Genomic DNA, 17,231 nt, shown 5'->3' on the forward strand with positions numbered 1-17,231 from the left:
CCTTCCCCCAGAGGGGGACGCCACCGGTGGCCCGGCGAAGCCGGTTCCACGGTGGCACTGGCGTTGTGCTGTGCCGGTTTCGACCGGCGGTAGCGGATTGAGGTCCCACGGACACGGAACATTCACGAACGAAGAGAGAAAGAAGGCACCCCATGCAACACCCGACAACCGGCAACCGCCGCACTTGGCTGGCCCGCAGCGCGGGCCTGCTCGTCGCAGGCGCCCTGCCCCTGGCCACACCTGCAGCGGCCCCCACCCCCCTGGAAGTCTGGAAAGACCCGAACTGCGGCTGCTGCCAGGACTGGCTGGACCACATGCAGGCCCATGGCTTTGCCGTGAAGGTCCATGACACGGGCAACAACGCCGTGCGCGCCCGCCTGGGCCTGCCGCCCCAGCTGGGCTCGTGCCACACCGCGCTGGTGGGCGGCTATGTGGTCGAAGGCCATGTGCCCGCCAGCGACGTGCGCGCCCTGCTGCAGCAAAAGCCCAAGGCGCTGGGCCTGGCGGTGCCCGGCATGCCCGTGGGCTCGCCCGGCATGGACGGCGCCGCCTACGGCAACCGCCGCGACCCGTACGACGTGCTGCTGGTGCTGCGGGACGGCAGCACCCGCGTGTTCAACAACTACCACCGCAAGGCATCCACATGACGAACATCGCCATCACCCTGACCGCCAGCCTGCTGATCCTGGCGTCGGCGCCTGCCCTTGCGCAGACCCCGGCACAGGCCTCTGCAGCCACGGCGAGCGACAGCCACAGCGCCCACGGCATCCACAGCACCGACGGCGCGCGGCAGCCTGCATCGGCGGCACCTCAGGCACCGCTGAGCGAGGGCGAGATCACACGCTGGGACCCGCGCACCCTGCGCGTCACGCTGCGCCACGGCGAGATCCAGAACCTGCAGATGCCGCCCATGACCATGGTGTTCCGCGTGCAGGACGCTGGCGTGGTGGGCAGCCTGCAGGCGGGCGACAAGGTGCGGTTTCGGGCCGAGCAGGTGGGCGGTGCCTACCAGGTGGTGCATATCGAAAAGGCGCCGTGACCTGGCCTGCCGGCCGCTGACGCCACGCCAGCGCGGCGCGGCACCAGGGCTCCATAATCGGCAGCCATGAGTTCCCACGCACTGGCCGGCGACGCCGGCAGCATCACCCGCGTGGCCGGCATCGAAGTCGGCCACTTCACCGAAACCCGCCGCCCCACCGGCTGCACCGTGATCATCACGCGCGACGGCGCCGTGGGCGGCGTGGACGTGCGCGGCGCAGCGCCCGGCACGCGCGAGACCGACCTGCTCGACCCCTCCAACCTGGTGGACAAGGTGCACGCCGTCATGCTGGCCGGTGGCAGCGCCTGGGGGCTCGATGCCGCCAGTGGCGCGGTGCGCTGGCTGGAAGAGCGCGGCATCGGCTTCGACGTGGCCGTGGGCCGCCTGCCCATCGTGCCGGGGGCCGTGCTGTTCGACCTGCTGGTCGGCGACATGCGCATCCGCCCCGATGCAGCGGCTGGTTACGCCGCGTGCGACGCCGCCTCCACGGCCGACCCGGCGGAAGGCAACGTGGGCGCGGGCACGGGCGCGGCGCTGGGCAAGATCTTCGGTATACAGCGCGCGATGAAAGGCGGCATCGGCACTGCGTCCGTCACGGTGGATGGCATCACGGTGGGCGCGCTCATTGCCTGCAACGCGCTGGGCGACGTGGTGGACCCCGACACCGCCCAGGTGATTGCCGGCGCCCGCACCGACGACGGCCTGCGCCTGCGCGACACGCGCCGCGCCCTGCTGCGCGGCGACCCGCCCCAGCCCTTGCTGGCGGGCACCAACACCACCATCGGCGTGGTCGCCACCGATGCCGTCATCACCAAGGTGCAGGCCCACCGCCTGGCCGTGGCCGCGCACGATGGCCTGGCGCGCAGCATCAACCCCGTGCACACCATGTCCGACGGCGACACGCTCTTCAGCCTGGGCACCGGCCGCGCCGGCAAGAGCCTGGGCATGATGGTGCTGGCCACCATGGCGGCAGAAGCCACCGCCATCGCCACCGCGCGCGCAGCGCGTGCCGCGCGGTCGATCACGACGGCCGAAGGGCTCTACCTGCCTTGCGCGGGCGACCTGGGTCGATGAAGGGCGGGGCTCCGCCACCCTGCCCCCACCCCTACACCGCCGCGTCGAGCGCCTGCATGCCGGCGTGCCCGAGCCGGTAGCTCAGCCGGTCGGCCACCGGGGGGGCGAAGCATTCATAGAACCCAATGTCACGGTGGTTGGAAGTGTTCACATGCGTCCCGTGCGGCCAGCGCGCCGCGCGCTACGCCGGGCCAGCCACAGCACCACGCCTGTCACGCACAGCACCGCCACCGCCACGCCCAGCACAGTGACCAGGATGCGCCCCGGCAGCCCCGCGATGCGCCCGGAATGCAGCGGAAACTGCAGGCGCATGAACAAGTCTCCGGCGCTGCCCTCGCCCGGCACGCGCTGCCCGGCCAGCGCGCCGGTATCGCCGTCGAAGTACAGGCGCGGCGGGCCCAGGCCCGCGCGGCTGATGCCGGGCACGTAGAAATCGACGCCGTACAGGCCGAACGCGGGCCGGTAGGTCAAAAAGCCTGGCGGGTCGGGCCAGCCCCGGCGCAGGCCTTCGGCGCGCGCACGCTCCACGATCGCGGCCCTGTCGACGGCCGGTGGTACGGCGCGCTGCGCGGGGCCACGCGGTACCCGGTCATCGAACGGGCTCGGGCTGGTGCGCGAGACCAGATTGACCAGCGGCTCCATCACCTCGTCGTGCAGGTTCATCGCCACCGACGTCACGGCCAGCACCAGCATGAGCGCCCAGGTCCACACGCCGCCCGAGCGGTGCAGGTCGAAGTTGATCGCCTGCCCGCCCCGCGCCCACCGGAATCGCAGCGACTTGCGCCAGGCCGACAGGCGCGGGAACGACAGCCACAGCGCGATGAAGCAGTCCACCGTCCACAGCATCGCCACCGCGCCCAGAAACCACACCGCCCAGTCCACACCCCAGGCGCGCGGGAGGAACAGGGTGTGGTGCAGCTTGTACAGAAAGGGCACGATGTTCTCGCGCGCCAGCGATGCCTCGCCCCAGGTGCGCCGGCCCTGCACCTGCGCGGTGGCAGGGTGCACGGCGATCTGGTCGAACCCCAGCGTGTACGGCTTGCCGGTGGCGGGGTCGGTGCGGGGCTCCACCATCATCACCAGTGTCTGCCCCGGCGGCGCGGCCAGGGGCAGAAAGCTCACCTGCCATTGCGGGTGCGCGGCCTCCACGCGGCGCGCGACTTCGGTGGCGGTCAGCCGCGGCGCGTCCGAGGGGACCGCACGGTGAAAGCCGGGGTTGAGCCAGCGGTCGAGTTCATGCTCCCACGCGATGACGGAGCCCGTGAGCCCGGCCACCGCCAGGAACACGGCCATGAACAGGCCCGCCCAGCGGTGCAGCAGTACCAGCAGCTTGCGCATCAAGTGGTCAGATAAAGGTCGCACTCGCCTGAGGCCTGCGCGCTGCGCGAGGCGCACGCCAGCGACCGCCGCGCAAGGGCCGCCTCAGCTGCACAGCAGCATTTCACGTGCGTGCGCTGGCGGTGTCCCCTTTCCCGAATGGCGCAGCCATTCGAGAGAAGGGGGAAGGCGCGAAGCGACTCAGGGGGATGCTTTAGAACCGGTACGCGGCAGTCACCCGCACTTCACGCCCGAAGCCCAGCGCGCAGAACTGCGCACCGCCCCGGAAGGTGTTGCACTGGGTCTTGTAGCGCTTGTCGGCCAGGTTGGTCACGTTGACCGACAGGCGCCAGGCGCCGACGTCGTAGGCGGCCATGGCATCGAACAAGGTGTAGCTGTCATTCATGGGCAGCGGGCCGGTGGCCACGCGCAACTCGCCGGGCGCGGCGCTGATGTGGCGCGCGCCCAGGGCCAGCTCCAGCGGGCCGCGCTGGTACTTGCCCCACAGCGACGCCACGTGCTCGGGCGTGGCGCCGGGGCGCTCGCCCACCTCCAGCGCGTTGTTGCTGCGGGTGACCTTGGCGTTCAGGTACGTGTACGCGCCGATCACCGAGAAGCCGCCGCCCACGTCGCCCGAGCCCTGCAGCTCCAGCCCGCGGCTGCGCACTTCGCCAGTCTGCACATCAAAGCGCGGGTTGATGGTGGACGGCGTGCGCACGTTGCGCTTGCGCAGGTCGAACGCCGCGGCGCTGAGCGTGTAGCCCGCGTTGGCCGGCGCATAGCGCACACCCACCTCGGCCTGTTTTGCCGTCTCGGGCTCGTACGGCGCGCCGTTGGCGTCCACTGCCGTCACCGTGGTCAGCGGCGGCTGGAAGGCCGTGTTGAAGCTCACGTACGGCGCCAGGCCGTTGGGCGCCAGGTAGATGGCGCCCGCGCGGCCCGTGAAGGCGCTGTCGCGCCGGTCCACGTGCGTGGTGGCGAAGGGCGCGGTGCCGGTCAGCCGCGCGTCGTACTGCGTGTCGATGTGCGCCGTGTCGTAGCGGCCGCCCAGGCTGAGCACCCAGCGCTCGGAGAGCTTGATCTGGTCCTGCAGGTACAGGCCCACCTGGGTGTTGCGCGCCAGGGCCCTGTCGCTCAGGAAGTTGTCGGCCCAGTCAGGTTGCACGTAGACGGGGTTCACCAGGTCGATGGGCGCCACCGCGCCGTTGAGCGACTGGATGCGCCAGTCGAGCTTGGAGTGGTAGTAGTCCAGGCCCGCCAGCAGCTGGTGCGAGACGTCACCGCTCTTCAAGCGCGCCTCGACGTGGGTGTCGACCACCAGGGTCTTTTCGGCATCGGGCCGCACCATGGCCAGGCGCGCCATGCTGCGCTGGTCGGCCAGCAGGCCGCGGTTGCGCATCTCCAGGCGGTGGTTGCTGCCGTCGAGGTAGCGCAGGTTGTGGCGCACCGTCAGCGCGTCGTTGAAGGAATGCTCGAGCAGGTAGCCCAGCGAGTACGCACGCTTGTGGTGGCCGGAGCCGGGGCCGTTGACGTTGATGCGCTCGTTGGCCGCGCCGAACGGCGTGTTGCGGTAGTAGGGAATGATGTAGCCGGTGTCGTCGTCCTGGTAGTGCGCCAGCAGCGTGAGCGTGGTGCGGTCGCCCTGCAGGGTGAGCGCGGGGGCCACGTAGGTGCGGTCGGCGCGCAGGCCGTCCCATTGCGTGCCGGCCTCACGCCGCAGCACCGTGAGGCGGCCCAGCACGGTGCCTTCAGCGTTGAAGGCGCCGCCGATGTCGGCAGTGACCTGGCGCCGGTCATGGCTGCCCAGCTCCAGCCCCACCTCGCGCTGCATGCCGGCACGCGGGCGCTTGGTCACCGCGTTGATCAGGCCGCCCGGGGCCGACTGGCCGTACAGCACCGAGGCCGGGCCATGCACCACTTCGAGCCGCTCCAGTCCATAGGGCTCGAGGTTGGTCATGAAGCCGTTGTGGATGAGGCGCATGCCGTCGCGGTACAGGCCGGTGCCGGTGAGGTAGAAGCCGCGCACGGACACATCGTCGTCGGTGATGCCGTAGTCCGCCGGGCGCACGCCCGCGCTGTACCGCACGGCCTCGGCCACGCTGGAAATGGCCTGGTCGCGGATCTGCGTGGCACCGACGGTGGAGACCTGCTGCGGGGTCTCCAGCACGGGCACGTCCATCTTGGTGGCGCCCGCGCCGCGCGTGGCACGGTAGCCCTCCACCGGGCCCCAGGCGGATTCGCGCTCGGCCGTCACGCGCACGGCGGGCAGCTGGGTGTCGGTGGCGGATGGAGATGACGCTGCGGCCGGACTGGCGGCTGCGCGGCGCAGCGTGTAGCCGCCACCCGAGCGCGCCACCGCCTCCAGGCCCGTGCCTGTCAGCAACCGAACAAAGCCTTGTTCCACCGCCACACTGCCCTGCAGCCCGCCGCTGCGCAGGCCTTCGGTCAGCGCAGGCTCGAACGACAGCGTGACGCCTGCAGCCCCCGCAAAGCGCGATAGCGCCGGGCCCAGGGGGCCTGCGGGAATGTCGTAGGCACGCGGTGCCGGGGCGGCCACGGTGCCTGCAGCGCCAGCGCCAGATGACTGGGCACCTTGGGCCATGGCGTGAAATGGCAGTGAGGAGGCCGTCAGCGCCAGGCCGAGACACAGTGCCTGCGCGGCGCGTGCGGGCGCTGTGGCCACAGCAGGGCGTGGATGGTGGTGGGCCAGCGGCGGCTGGCCGCGCAAAGCGTGCGGCAGGTGCGATGCGTGTGATGGGTGCGCCATGCGCGTTCTCCTCGGAGTTGGTATCGGTCAGAAAGCGGTGTTCCGATACCTGCCGTGTGAACGCGAAAAAAGTGACACGGTTTGAATGATATTTTTCAAAGGCCGTTCATGGCGATGGATCCCAAATGCCCTGAACACCCCTCCCCTCGCCGTACGCTGCGACCGCTCGCAGGGCCGGGCCCCGTCAGGCCGGCACCAGCGTGACCCAATAACGCGTGCGCATGACCACCTGCACGGGCAGGGTCTCGCGCAGCATGGCCAGGATGTATTCGGTGTCCTGCAGCTGGAACGCGCCGGAGATGCGCAGACCCGCGACCTGCGGGTCGCAGCGCACCACGCCCGGACGGTAGCGCGAGAGCTCGCTCGCAAAGTCGCTCAGCCGCATGCTGTCCGCATACAGCACGCCCTGCGTCCATGCCAGCGCTTGTTCGCTCAGCGCCGCCACAGCCTGCACGCCATCCTGAGTGAAGCTGCACTGCTCTCCAGCGCGCAGCACCCGGCCCGTGCCCTGGTGCGGCGTGATCTCCACCGCACCCTCGGCCACCCCCACGCGCGCCTCGCCGGCATCGCCCAGCCGCACCGCAAACCGCGTTCCCAGCGCACGCAGCCAACCCTGGGGTGTCTCCACGCGAAAGCTGCGGTGGCCGCCCGCATCGGCCCCGGTGGTAATGAGCACCTCGCCCGCCCGCAGGCGCACCAGGCGCTCCTGCGGGCTGAAGGCGGCGTCCAGTGCGGTGGCGGTATTGAGCATGACGCGCGAGCCGTCGGCCAGGACCACGCTGCGCTGCTCGCCGACCGCTGTGCGGTGGGCCGCCGTCCATTCCTGCCAGGGCAGGTGGCGCCAACCCAGGAAGGCGGCGGTGGGGGCCGTGCCCACCCATGCCAGCACGCGCAGTGCGGCGCGCCGGTTGGTCCCGCGCCGCGCGGTGGCCAGCACGGGCATCCCCAGAGGAGCGGGCACTGCGCCAAAAGTGCGGGACATCCGCTCTGCCCGCTGCCAGGCCATTTCGTGGGCAGCGTCCTGGGCGCGCCAGTGTGCAAGCGCCTGCCAATCGGCCGGCTGGGCCTGGCCCGAATGAAGGCGCACCAGCCATTGCGCGGCCTCTCGCAGCACGGCGCGGCCAGGCGCGCTGGGGTCGTTGTCTAGCGGGCGGGCATGGGATGCGCCCGGCCCTCGCCCTGCTCCTTGCGGGTCTGCGTGTGGCGGCCCGCCGGCGCGGCCGTTCATGCCATCGCGAGCAGGCAGCATTCAAACCCCTGCGCCATGTAGCGCTTGACGGTGCGCTCGCTCACCTGCAGCTCCTGCGCGATCTCGGCATAGCCCAGGCCTTCGAGTTGCGACAGCAGGAACGCATGCCGCGCCTTGGGTGCCAGGCTCTCCAGCATGGCGTCGATGGCATGGAGTGCCTCCAGAATGAGCGCGCGCTCTTCGGGAGATGGCGCCATCGGTTCGGGCATGAGCGCCAGCGCATCCGCGTAGGCCAGCTCCAGCGCCTGGCGGCGCCAATGGTCGGACACCAGGCCCTTGGCGATGGTGGTGAGGTAGGCCCGCGGCTCCCGCACGCCCTGCAGCACCTGCGGGCGCAGCAGCACCCGCACAAACGTGTCCTGCACCAGGTCGGCCGCCTCGTCCCTGCAGCCGAGCCGCCGGTACAGCCAGGCACGCAGCCAGCCGCTGTGGTCGCTGTACAGGGTGTGCGGGGAGTGAACCTGGCTGGCGTCGGCGGCGGTCATGCAGATCCAAGTGCAGGGGTGGTGATGACGCCATTATATTGAGAATAATTCTCAATACCAAATGGTATCAAACTCCTACTTCACCCTCTGCATGTAAACGCACGGAATATTCGAGCAAACAAATGTAAAAAACAATACAAACAACTGATTATTCGCCGCAACTATCAATTAAAAACTGGACGTACGCACCGTTGCAGTGCACCCTGAGGCTGGACAGGTTCACCACGCAGGGCGCGCATCACGTGTGTCTTGGCGTTTCTTCTTCAATTTTCCTTGAGGAGAAGGCAATGCAAGCATCACGACGAGCGCAACCACCGGTTGGTTCATCAACGACAAGCGCTAGCGCGCACGGTCTGCACACAGTGCAGAAGCTGCGGGGGGCCGGCATCATCCTGGCCTGCTGCGCATGGGCTTGCACCGCTGGCGCGGACACGCTCACCGGCAATCTGCAATCCCAGATCCAGCTCACGGCCGGCTGCATGATTGCCGGTAGCTCCGGGGCGGCATCGGGGGTCAACTTCGGTACGCTGGACTTCGGCACACGGCCCAGCACGTTTACCGGCACGGTGCAGGCCACCGCATCCGGCGGCGAAAGCGTGTCGGGCCCCACGCAGCTGGTGTGCTCGCCGGATGTGCTGGGCATCAGCATCCAGGTCGGCCCTGGCAACTACGCGGGCCTGGGCGGTGCCATCGGTGCCGGCACCCGGGCCATGCGCAACGGCAACACCGCCGCGTACATCCCCTACGACGTGTACCGCGACGCCGGCCACACGCAGGTCTACCCGCTGGCCGCAGCCATCGCCGGGATCGCGGTGCCTGCCAATGGCGCGGCGTTTCCGCTTCCGATCTACGGTCAGATCAACAAGACCGACCCCACGGCACTCCCAGCAGGCATGTACATGGATACGCTGCAGGTCACTGTGACCTACTGATTCTTTCGCGCCTCTTCCACCGCAGGGCACGGGCGGGACCGCCCACCACCCAGCCCGCGGCAACACCACGGCTGCGCACAACAGCCACAGGGAGATCCCGATGAAGAAAATCATGCAAGCCATTGCAGGGGTGAGGCTGCGCGCGAAGCGCCTCACCACTGCGCAAACACCGCTCAAGCTGGTGCGGGCATCCCGCCTGGCGCTGCTGCTGCTTCCAGCGGCTGCCCTGGCGGCCACCATCCCTACCAGCCCTACGTTCACGGTGTCGGCGTCCGTGGTGCGTGGCTGTGTGGTCTCCGGTAGCACCAGCCAGGTCAGCGGTATTGCGTTTGGCAGCATCAACTTCGGCAGCCACCCCGCGCTGCAGACGGGCAGCATGCAAACCATGGCCGGCAGCAGCATGGGGGGCCAGGCCAAGCTGGTGTGTACCCCGGGGACGGCCGTGCAGATCAGCATCGATGGCGGGCAGCACGGACAGGGTGTGCAGCGGCGCATGTCCAACGGCGCAGGCAAGTACGTGCCCTACCAACTCGATCTCGTGCAGGGCGTCACCGCTCCGCTGGTGCCCAATGTGCCGGTGGGCCTGGTGATCGACGCCACGCCGCTGGCCCTGCCCGTGCGCGGCACCGCCACGCTGCCGGGCTCTACGGCCGCAGCGGGCATCTATGCGGACACCGTGCAGGTGACGCTGTCATGGTGAGCGCAAGCACCACCAATAGCCGCTTGCGCCCGTGGCACGCCGCGGCGCCGTGGCTCTGCGCACTGTGGCTGGCCCTGGCCTCTGCGGCGCCCGTGAATGCCGCCACGCCGCTGATGATCTGGCCGGTGGACCCGATGATCACCGAGGAGCAGCAGGCGGTGGCCGTCTGGGTGGAGAACCGGGGCGTGGCTGCGGTGTCGCTGCAGGTGCGTGTCATGGACTGGAGCCAGACCGAAGGCGAGGAGTTTCTCTCGTCCCAGAAAGAGGTCGTGGCAAGCCCCCCGATCAGCGTGATCCCGCCGGGCAAGCGGCAGATGGTCCGCCTGATCGCGTCGCAGCCGGTGCCACCGGAACTGGAAGTGGCCTACCGCGTGCTCATCGACGAGCTGCCCGCGCCCGATGACCAGGCTGCATCGGATGCGCAGAGTGACGCGGGCATGGGCATACGGCTCAAGGTGCGCTACGCCATCCCGCTGTTCGTATACGGCCGCGGCGCGCAGCCATTCAGGGCCACGCATTCGCAGGCACAACGCGGCAGCAAGGGCAAGCCGCTGCCACCGGACCTGACCTGGAACACGGTCAAGGACGGCAAGGCGCACCGCCTGGTGGTGCGCAACAAGGGCAAGGGGCACGCGCGCATCACGGCCGTGCGCTGGGGCACCCGCGCACCGCGGCCCGATGTGACCGTCAATGAAGGGCTGATGGGCTATGTGCTGCCCAACAGCCTGATGCGCTGGGAACTGGAGGCGCCACCGCCCGGCGACCCGGTGCTCAAGGCCAACATCAACGGGCATGAGACCCTTGTGCCCCGTGGCGAGTAGTGAGCGCGCCTCCCTGTAAATCCGCGCCGGGCGTGCCCTGGTGGCCAGCAGTCTCGTGCCGGCGCAGATATCGGCCGGCACCGTGACGGCACCGGCCCCGCCCGCGGGCCACCCTGCTGCGGCACCGGTGCAGCATGCGCTGGCGGTGCCGCCCGCCATGCCGTCCGCTGCATCGCCCCAGTCGCCGTGGGATGCACCTGCGACCGCGTGGCCGCCGCCTCCGGGCGCTTCGCTGCTGTACCTGGATGTGCAGATCAACGGGCAGCCCCAGGGGCAGCTGGTGGAGGTGGTGCAGAACGGGGACGACTTCGAGATCGAGGCCAAGACGCTGCGGCGCATGCACATCCACAACGCGCAGCCCCGCAACACGCGCCTGGCCGTGAATCGGCTGCCCGGTGTGTCGGTGGAATACGAGCCGCTCACCCAGCAGCTGTCGCTGACGGTGCCGCCGCAATGGCTGCCCATGCAGCGGCTGGCCGACGAAACGCCGCAGGAGTCGCCCGACAGCACGACCGGCAGCGGCTGGCTGTTGAACTACGACATCTACAGCACGCATTCGCGCAGGCACTCCCTCACATCGCTGTGGTCGGAGCAGCGGTACTTCAGCCCCGACGGGGTGGTCTCCAACACTGGGCTGGTGCGCCTGCAGGTGCGCGACGCCACCCGAGGGTATGTGCGCTACGACACGCGCTGGACGCGCACCGACACAGGCACCGCCACCGAGGCAATCTACGGCGACATCGTCAGCGGCTCCCTGCCCTGGAGCACGTCGGTGCGCCTGGGCGGGGTGCAGTGGTCGCGCAACTTCGGGGTGCGGCCCGACCTGGTGACCTACCCCCTGCCCCAGTTCGCCGGGCAGGCCGCAGTGCCGTCGGCGGTGGACCTGTTTCTCAATGGATTCAAGGCCTTCAGCAACCGGGTGGCACCGGGCCCTTTCACGCTCAGCGAGATGCCGCTGGTCAGCGGCGCGGGCACTGCGTCGGTGGTCACCACCGACGCGCTGGGCCGACAGGTGTACACCACCATCCCGTTCTATGTCCACCGCGAACTGCTGCGGCCCGGGTGGACGGACTATTCGCTGTCGCTGGGCGCGCTGCGCCGCGACTACGGCGTGCGCAGCTTCTCGTATGGTCGGCCCGTTGCCACGGGCGTGTACCGCCAGGGGCTGTCGGATGTACTCACGCTGGAGGCCCAGGCCCAGGTGGGCAAGGGCCTGGGCGTGGCCGGTGTGGGGGGGCTGGCGGGGCTGGGCATGATGGGCATCGCCAACGCGTCGATCACCCGCGGCTACACATCGCGCTCAGGCAGCGGCTGGCAGTACAGCACCGGCTGGCAGTACAACACGCAGCGCGCGGGCATTTCGCTGCAGCAAAGCGGGCGCACGGCGCGCTTCGGCGATGCCAGCACCTATGCGGACGACGGCTATCAACTGCCCCGGCGCACCCGCCAGTTGAACCTGAGCTGGACGCTGGGCAACGGGGCCATTTCCGCAGGCTGGATCGACACGCGCAGCGCCCGCAGCGAGCGCAGCCGCATCGCGTTTGCGAGCTACAGCGCACCGGTGCGCAACAACACCTACCTCACCGTGACGGCGGGGCGTACGCTGGAAACCGGCGAGAACCAGTTGCGGCTTCAGCTGACCTACTTTCTCGGCAACAAAGCCACCGTGCAGGTGGCGTCCGGCAGGACACGCGGGTCGACGCAGACCTATGCCAGCTACCAACGCTCCCTGCCCACGGAAGGCGGGTGGGGCTGGAACGCGGCGCACACGCTGTCGGGCGGGCCCGAGCGCTACGGCCAGGCCGCGGTGCAGTACCGCAACGGCACCCTTGCGGTGGAAGGCGGCGTGAGCACCAGCGCGGGCCAGACCACGCAGTGGGGAGGACTGGCCGGATCGCTGGGCGTCATCGACGGGCATCTGTTTGCGGCCAACCGGGTGCACGACGGTTTCGCGCTGGTGTCCACCCAGGGTATGCCCGACGTGCCGATCATGTATGAGAACCAGTTGGCGGGTTACACCAACGCACAGGGCTACCTGCTGGTGCCGAGCGTGCCCGCCTACTACCCAGGCCGTTACGCCGTAGACCCACTGACGCTGCCGCCCGACGTGGACATCCCGGCGCTGGAGCGGCGCATGGCGGTGTCGCGCAATGCGGGCATGCTGGTTCAGTTGCCGGTGCTCAAGATGCGCACCGCCACCATCACCCTGGTAGACCAGGACGGCAAGCCTGTGCCCGCTGGAAGCGCAGTGCACCATGCGCCCGGGGGCACGCACACCGTGGTGGGCTGGGACGGCGTGGTGTACCTGACCGTGCTGCACCCTCGCAACCAGCTGGTGGTGCGCACGCCCGAAGGCGCCGAGTGCCGGGCCGAATTCAGCGAGGCCGACTACGCCGCGGCCCGCGACCTCGTCGTGCCATGCGCAAAGCCCACGGGCGCTGCGCAGAAAGGAGCCACCCGTTGACCCGACCTGCCGCCCCGCTTGCCCCGCCCGCCCGGCCCATCACCACAGCCGCTGCGCACGCGCCGCATGGCAGCCCCGCACGTCCGCCGGCCGTGAGGGGATGGCTAGCCGTGTGGGTGGGCCATGTCTTGCGCAAGGCCTGTTCAGCGCACTGGTGGCGCCTCGGGCTTGCCGCGGCCCTGGCGATGTGCTCGCTGCAGGCCGCCGCCGTGTGCACGCCGGTGGAAAGCAGCGGCGTGCTGGGTTCACACCCTTCGCAGCGCGTGCGCACGGGCTCGCCCATCACGTCCACGGCGGAGTTCCGGTTTGGTTGCGGCGCAGTGGTGCTGGCGCTGCTGTCGACACCGACCCTGAAGGCCAAGATCACCACACCCGTGACCGGACTGACCCTGAAGAACACCACGAACAGCGCCATCACCGTGCCCTATGAAATATCTCCTTTGGGCGGTGGCACGTTCACATCAGGGCTGCTGATCCTGGACCTCAACAACATCAACGTGGTGTCCTTGCTGAGCAACAACCAGGCGATCATCGGCATCAAGATCAGCACGCTCCCGGGCGCCAACGTGCCCGCCGGTACGTACACCGACAACATCACCGTGAACTGGACGTACGCCAACATCTGCGAGGGCATTGCGGTGGGCAACGCCTGCGTGGGCAACCTGCGCACGGGCAGCACGGACCGCACCATCACGGTCACGCTGGTGGTGACGAACGACTGCACCATCACGGCGCCCAACGTGCAGTTCGGCTCGGCACCGCTGCCCAGCGCCTTTGGCACCGTCTCGCAGAGCATCACGCTGCTGTGCACCAAGGGCATCACCTACACGGTCGGGCTGGACATGGGCTCCTACGCCAGCGGCGCGCGGCGCCAGATGGCCAGCGGGGTCAACCGGCTGCAGTACAACATCTTCAGGCAGGACCAGTCGGTCTGGGGGCCACTGGCCGGCGCACGCGTGCCCAGCGTGGGCGTGGCTGACGGGCTCACGCCCCAGGTGATCCCGTACACCGCCACCATCTACGCCGACCAGCCCGCCGTGCCGCAAGGCAGCTACAGCGACAGCGTGAAGGTGGACGTGCAGTTCTGAGCGCCGCGCGGTACAGAACTTTCAACAAGGCCCGCGAACCGCAGCACAATAGCCAGACCAAACCTCGGCCCGATGCACCAGCACACAGGCCCTGCGCAACGCATCGTGATGGCCGCCCCCCACAGACTGCAAAGAAGGAGAACTCCATGAAATACCCCGCTCTTCGGAAACACGCCTGGCTGCTGTGCCTGCCCTTGCTGGTGAATCCTCTGGGCGCTCAGGCCCAGGACCAGCTGGTGGATCTGCGCTCCAACGGCAGCTACACCTCCTACCGCCTTGCAGACGACACCACCCAGGTGGACCTGGTGGAGCAGACGCAGGGAGCGTGCCGCTTCAACCGCACCTGGGGCTACGACCTCACCAACCGCGAGCTGTGGACCAACGGCGGCTGCGGCGGGCGGTTCAAGGTCTCGCGCAGCTATGCGTCCGGCAACAGCAACGGCAGCGGCTCCAACGCCGGTGCCGCGGTTGCCGCGGTGGCTGCGATTGCGGGCATCGCCCTGTTGGCCAACCACAACCGGCACGACGACGACCGGCGCCCCGAGTACCCGGACCCTGGCTACGGCGGCCGCGGTGGCGAAATCCGCGTCGACGGGCGCCTGTGCCTGGACGTGCGGGGCGGCAAGTTCCAGCCCGGCACCTCGCTTCAGGTGTATGAATGCAACGGCACCGCGTCGCAGCGGTTTGCCGTGGGTCGCGGGGGTGAGATCCGCGTGCGCGATTTGTGCGTGGACGTGGACCGTGGCGACCCGCGCGATGGCGCACGGGTGGTGCTGTGGTCTTGCTCGGGCTCGCGCAGCCAGAGCTGGACATCGCGCGGCGGCCAGATCGTGAGCAACCTCAACGGCAAGTGCCTGGACGTCGAAGACGGCCGCGTGCGCCAGGAAGCCGCTGCCATGGTGTGGTCCTGCAACCGCAGCCCCAGCCAGCGCTGGTGGTGGTGAGCGAGGAGACGAACACCATGAAAAGCACCCAGACCATGACTTACTCTTCCCTCCTCGCGGCCCGCTCGACCCCCACCGCCAGCGCAGCCAGCGCAACCAGTACCGCCCGCGCGGGCCGCGCAGGTCACGCCAGTCGCGCAATGGCGCTGGGCGTAGGCGCTCTGGCAGTGGCCGCAGCGTGGCTCGCCCTGTCCGGTACAGCACGTGCTGCGGACGCCCCGGTGTCGTCCCCTGCAGTGCCACAACGCCCCGCAGCGGCAGCCGCAGGCCACGGGCATGCGCATGGGCATGGCCACAAGGCGCCCGCCAAGCCGCGCGGGCAGCGGCTGCAGGCCATCTGCTCTGCAGCGGACCTGAACCACGACGGCAGCGTGTCGCTCGACGAGTTCCACCAAGACATCGTCCAGAGCTGGCACAGCCTGTCGCCCGACGCCACAGGCTATGTGCAGCTTGCAGACCTGGCCCAGGTGCCGGGCATGGGCAAGGGCCGTGTGAAGCGGCTGGCCGCCAGCGACAAGGACGGCGACGGCAAGCTGTCGTTCAAGGAAGTGGTCGAAACCCGCATGGCTTACTTCGAAGCGGCGGATACGAACCAGAACGACGAGTTGTCGATTGACGAGTGCGTGGCCTACGAGCGCCAGCGGCGCGGCAGCAAGCAGTAGGCGAACTCTGGGGCGGCGCCGCCCCCCTCCTCCGCCCCTATCGCCTCTCGGGACTTGCGCGCAGCTCACGCCGAACTGGAGTGGCCCCATGCTCTTCAAGGCACGGATAATCCCAGCAACCCGCCACACCTCGCGGCTCCGTAGCCCTGCCTGCGCCGCATGAGCCACCCGCAGCCAGGCTGGCAGCGAAACCGCCGCTCAGAGATCGCGCTCCATTCCCCATCCGACACCCATGCCCCAGGCTTTTCGAAATACCTTTCTGACCTTGCGCGATCTCATTGCTTCGGCAGGCCCGCTGGCCTTTCTGGCGATCGGGCTGCTGATACTGGCGTACTGGTGGCTCAATCCCAACCCCCCCAAGAAGGTCACGCTGGCCACCGGCCCCGCGCAGAGCGCGTATGAAGAGTTCGGCAAGCGCTACCAGAAAGCCCTGGCGGTCGATGGCATCGAGGTCGTGCTGCTGCCCAGCGACGGCTCGTCGCACAACCTGCAGCTGCTGCGTGACGGCCAGGCGGACGTGGCCTTTGTGCAAGGCGGCACTGCTCAGTTGCTGCCCGACGATGCGGATCAGCTCGTGTCCCTGGGCAGTTTGTTCGTGGAGCCGGTCTGGCTGTTCTACCGCACCGATGCCGCTGAGCGCGCCTACAACACGCCCCGGCTCGACAGCCTGCGCCAGCTGCGCGGTTGGCGGGTGAATGTGGGCTCTGACGGGAGTGGCGTGCCCAAGCTGATAGAGACACTGCTGGAGGCCAACAAGGTGGAGCCCGGCACCGTGAAGATGAGCCGGCTGGAGCAGACGCCGGCTACCGTGGATTTTCTGGCTGGCAAGCTGGATGCGTTGGTGTTCGCCTCCGCCCCTGAATCGCTAATGGTGCAGATGTTGCTGCAGACGCCTGGCGTGCAGTTGCTCGATTTTGCGCAGCACGAGGCCTATGCCCGGCGCTTTCCGTTTCTGACACCCGTGACGCTGCCGCGCGGCGTGGTCGACCTGGCCTCCAACGTGCCCACGCGGGACGTGCGGCTGGTGGCGTCCACCACGTCTTTGCTGGCGCGGGATGGCACGCACCCGGCGCTGCTCACGCTCTTTGCGCAAAACGCGCAAAAGCTGCACGGCGGCTCGGGCTGGTTCAACCGCGCGCGGGAGTTTCCCAACTCTCGCGCGAGCGAGCTGCCCATCGCCAAGGAAGGCGACCGCGCAATGAACGAGCCGGTCCCGATGCTGCAGCGCTACCTGCCGTTCTGGATTGCCAACCTGATCGATCGCATGTGGCTGGTGATGGGGATCTTGCTGGCCGTGATGCTGCCACTGTCGCGTGTGGTTCCGCCGCTGTACCAGTTCCGGGTCCGCTCGCGGGTGTTCCGCTGGTACGGACGGCTGCGTGAGATTGAAAACGACATGGAAACCGGACGGACGGACCCTGCGGACCTGCTCACGGCCCTGGATGCGCTGGAGACACAGGCGGAGAAGGTGAGCGTGCCTCTGTCCTATGCCGACGAGCTGTATGCGCTGCGCAGCAACATCCACCTCATCCGCAAGAAATTGCTGCGTCTGCAGGCCGGTGGCAGTGCGGCCCAGGCGCCGACGCCTGACGCGACCCCAGGGGCTGCGAATGCAGCGTTGGCGGCGGGGACAGCCGCGGCGTCATCACCCACACAATCCCGCTGAAGAAGCAGCGCCAGCGCTGCATG

The 17,231-nt window shown here is 69.0% G+C and carries 15 protein-coding genes; 11 read left to right on the forward strand and 4 right to left on the reverse strand.

The features are described from left to right. Positions 1-152 precede the first annotated feature (152 nt). The 3 genes from ACSQ3N_RS17040 to ACSQ3N_RS17050 all read left to right on the forward strand — a co-directional run bounded on the left by ACSQ3N_RS17040 (position 153) and on the right by ACSQ3N_RS17050 (position 2,113). Positions 153-647 (forward strand): DUF411 domain-containing protein, encoded by a 495-nt coding sequence (locus ACSQ3N_RS17040; protein WP_436146907.1) that lies wholly within the window; start codon positions 153-155, stop codon positions 645-647. After that, positions 644-1,039, forward strand: coding sequence for a copper-binding protein (locus ACSQ3N_RS17045; RefSeq protein ID WP_436146908.1), 396 nt, complete (start codon positions 644-646; stop codon positions 1,037-1,039). The genes ACSQ3N_RS17040 and ACSQ3N_RS17045 overlap by 4 nt, the downstream gene beginning before the upstream one ends. Before the next feature lie 66 nt (positions 1,040-1,105). Further along, positions 1,106-2,113 (forward strand): P1 family peptidase, encoded by a 1,008-nt coding sequence (locus ACSQ3N_RS17050; protein WP_436146909.1) that lies wholly within the window; start codon positions 1,106-1,108, stop codon positions 2,111-2,113. A 147-nt stretch (positions 2,114-2,260) separates the two neighbouring features. Here the strand turns inward: ACSQ3N_RS17050 and ACSQ3N_RS17055 are convergent, their stop codons facing one another. The 4 genes from ACSQ3N_RS17055 to ACSQ3N_RS17070 form a co-directional block, all read right to left on the reverse strand. Continuing rightward, positions 2,261-3,451, reverse strand: a complete 1,191-nt coding sequence (locus ACSQ3N_RS17055; protein WP_436146910.1) for a PepSY-associated TM helix domain-containing protein — start codon at positions 3,449-3,451, stop codon at positions 2,261-2,263. 193 nt (positions 3,452-3,644) lie between these two features. Next, positions 3,645-6,197, reverse strand: a complete 2,553-nt coding sequence (locus tag ACSQ3N_RS17060; RefSeq protein WP_436146911.1) for a TonB-dependent siderophore receptor — start codon at positions 6,195-6,197, stop codon at positions 3,645-3,647. Positions 6,198-6,381: 184 nt separating this feature from the next. Further along, positions 6,382-7,446, reverse strand: a complete 1,065-nt coding sequence (locus ACSQ3N_RS17065) for a FecR domain-containing protein (RefSeq protein WP_436146912.1) — start codon at positions 7,444-7,446, stop codon at positions 6,382-6,384. Then, complete coding sequence (locus tag ACSQ3N_RS17070) at positions 7,422-7,931, reverse strand: sigma-70 family RNA polymerase sigma factor (RefSeq protein WP_056164978.1); 510 nt, start codon at positions 7,929-7,931, stop codon at positions 7,422-7,424. The genes ACSQ3N_RS17065 and ACSQ3N_RS17070 overlap by 25 nt, the downstream gene beginning before the upstream one ends. Positions 7,932-8,293: 362 nt before the next feature. Between ACSQ3N_RS17070 and ACSQ3N_RS17075 the strand changes: the two genes are divergently transcribed. From ACSQ3N_RS17075 to ACSQ3N_RS17110, 8 genes are all read left to right on the forward strand, one after another. Continuing rightward, entirely contained in the window at positions 8,294-8,863 is a 570-nt protein-coding gene (locus tag ACSQ3N_RS17075) for a Csu type fimbrial protein (RefSeq protein WP_436146913.1), read from the forward strand. Between the two features lie 100 nt (positions 8,864-8,963). Then, positions 8,964-9,563, forward strand: coding sequence for a Csu type fimbrial protein (locus ACSQ3N_RS17080; protein ID WP_056164976.1), 600 nt, complete (start codon positions 8,964-8,966; stop codon positions 9,561-9,563). A gap of 23 nt (positions 9,564-9,586) precedes the next feature. Further along, entirely contained in the window at positions 9,587-10,384 is a 798-nt protein-coding gene (locus tag ACSQ3N_RS17085) for a fimbrial biogenesis chaperone (RefSeq protein ID WP_056164997.1), read from the forward strand. A gap of 40 nt (positions 10,385-10,424) precedes the next feature. Further along, positions 10,425-12,848 (forward strand): fimbria/pilus outer membrane usher protein, encoded by a 2,424-nt coding sequence (locus tag ACSQ3N_RS17090; protein WP_436146914.1) that lies wholly within the window; start codon positions 10,425-10,427, stop codon positions 12,846-12,848. After that, positions 12,845-13,936 carry a Csu type fimbrial protein gene (locus tag ACSQ3N_RS17095; RefSeq protein WP_436146915.1) on the forward strand — a complete coding sequence of 364 codons (1,092 nt, stop codon included), beginning with the start codon at positions 12,845-12,847 and terminating at the stop codon, positions 13,934-13,936. The genes ACSQ3N_RS17090 and ACSQ3N_RS17095 overlap by 4 nt, the downstream gene beginning before the upstream one ends. A 146-nt stretch (positions 13,937-14,082) precedes the next feature. Further along, the gene (locus ACSQ3N_RS17100; protein WP_436146916.1) at positions 14,083-14,880 is read left to right on the forward strand and encodes a lectin; all 798 of its coding nucleotides are present in this window, start codon (positions 14,083-14,085) and stop codon (positions 14,878-14,880) included. A gap of 17 nt (positions 14,881-14,897) precedes the next feature. Continuing rightward, on the forward strand, positions 14,898-15,542 hold the full coding sequence (locus ACSQ3N_RS17105) for an EF-hand domain-containing protein (RefSeq protein WP_436146917.1): 645 nt from the start codon (positions 14,898-14,900) through the stop codon (positions 15,540-15,542). 232 nt (positions 15,543-15,774) lie between these two features. Next, positions 15,775-17,208: a TAXI family TRAP transporter solute-binding subunit gene (locus ACSQ3N_RS17110; protein ID WP_436146918.1), complete on the forward strand. Its 1,434-nt coding sequence runs from the start codon at positions 15,775-15,777 to the stop codon at positions 17,206-17,208. Positions 17,209-17,231 lie beyond the last annotated feature (23 nt).

The sequence above is a fragment of the Acidovorax sp. LjRoot194 genome (assembly GCF_964253015.1).
In the GTDB taxonomy this organism is placed as follows: Bacteria; Pseudomonadota; Gammaproteobacteria; order Burkholderiales; family Burkholderiaceae_C; genus Acidovorax.

Coding starts and splice junctions, on each gene's coding strand:
- ACSQ3N_RS17040 (WP_436146907.1), top strand. CDS start 153: ATGCAACACCCGACAACCGGCAACCGCCGCACTTGGCTGGCCCGCAGC.
- ACSQ3N_RS17045 (WP_436146908.1), top strand. CDS start 644: ATGACGAACATCGCCATCACCCTGACCGCCAGCCTGCTGATCCTGGCG.
- ACSQ3N_RS17050 (WP_436146909.1), top strand. CDS start 1,106: ATGAGTTCCCACGCACTGGCCGGCGACGCCGGCAGCATCACCCGCGTG.
- ACSQ3N_RS17055 (WP_436146910.1), bottom strand. CDS start 3,451: ATGCGCAAGCTGCTGGTACTGCTGCACCGCTGGGCGGGCCTGTTCATG.
- ACSQ3N_RS17060 (WP_436146911.1), bottom strand. CDS start 6,197: ATGGCGCACCCATCACACGCATCGCACCTGCCGCACGCTTTGCGCGGC.
- ACSQ3N_RS17065 (WP_436146912.1), bottom strand. CDS start 7,446: ATGCTGCCTGCTCGCGATGGCATGAACGGCCGCGCCGGCGGGCCGCCA.
- ACSQ3N_RS17070 (WP_056164978.1), bottom strand. CDS start 7,931: ATGACCGCCGCCGACGCCAGCCAGGTTCACTCCCCGCACACCCTGTAC.
- ACSQ3N_RS17080 (WP_056164976.1), top strand. CDS start 8,964: ATGAAGAAAATCATGCAAGCCATTGCAGGGGTGAGGCTGCGCGCGAAG.
- ACSQ3N_RS17100 (WP_436146916.1), top strand. CDS start 14,083: ATGAAATACCCCGCTCTTCGGAAACACGCCTGGCTGCTGTGCCTGCCC.
- ACSQ3N_RS17105 (WP_436146917.1), top strand. CDS start 14,898: ATGAAAAGCACCCAGACCATGACTTACTCTTCCCTCCTCGCGGCCCGC.
- ACSQ3N_RS17110 (WP_436146918.1), top strand. CDS start 15,775: ATGCCCCAGGCTTTTCGAAATACCTTTCTGACCTTGCGCGATCTCATT.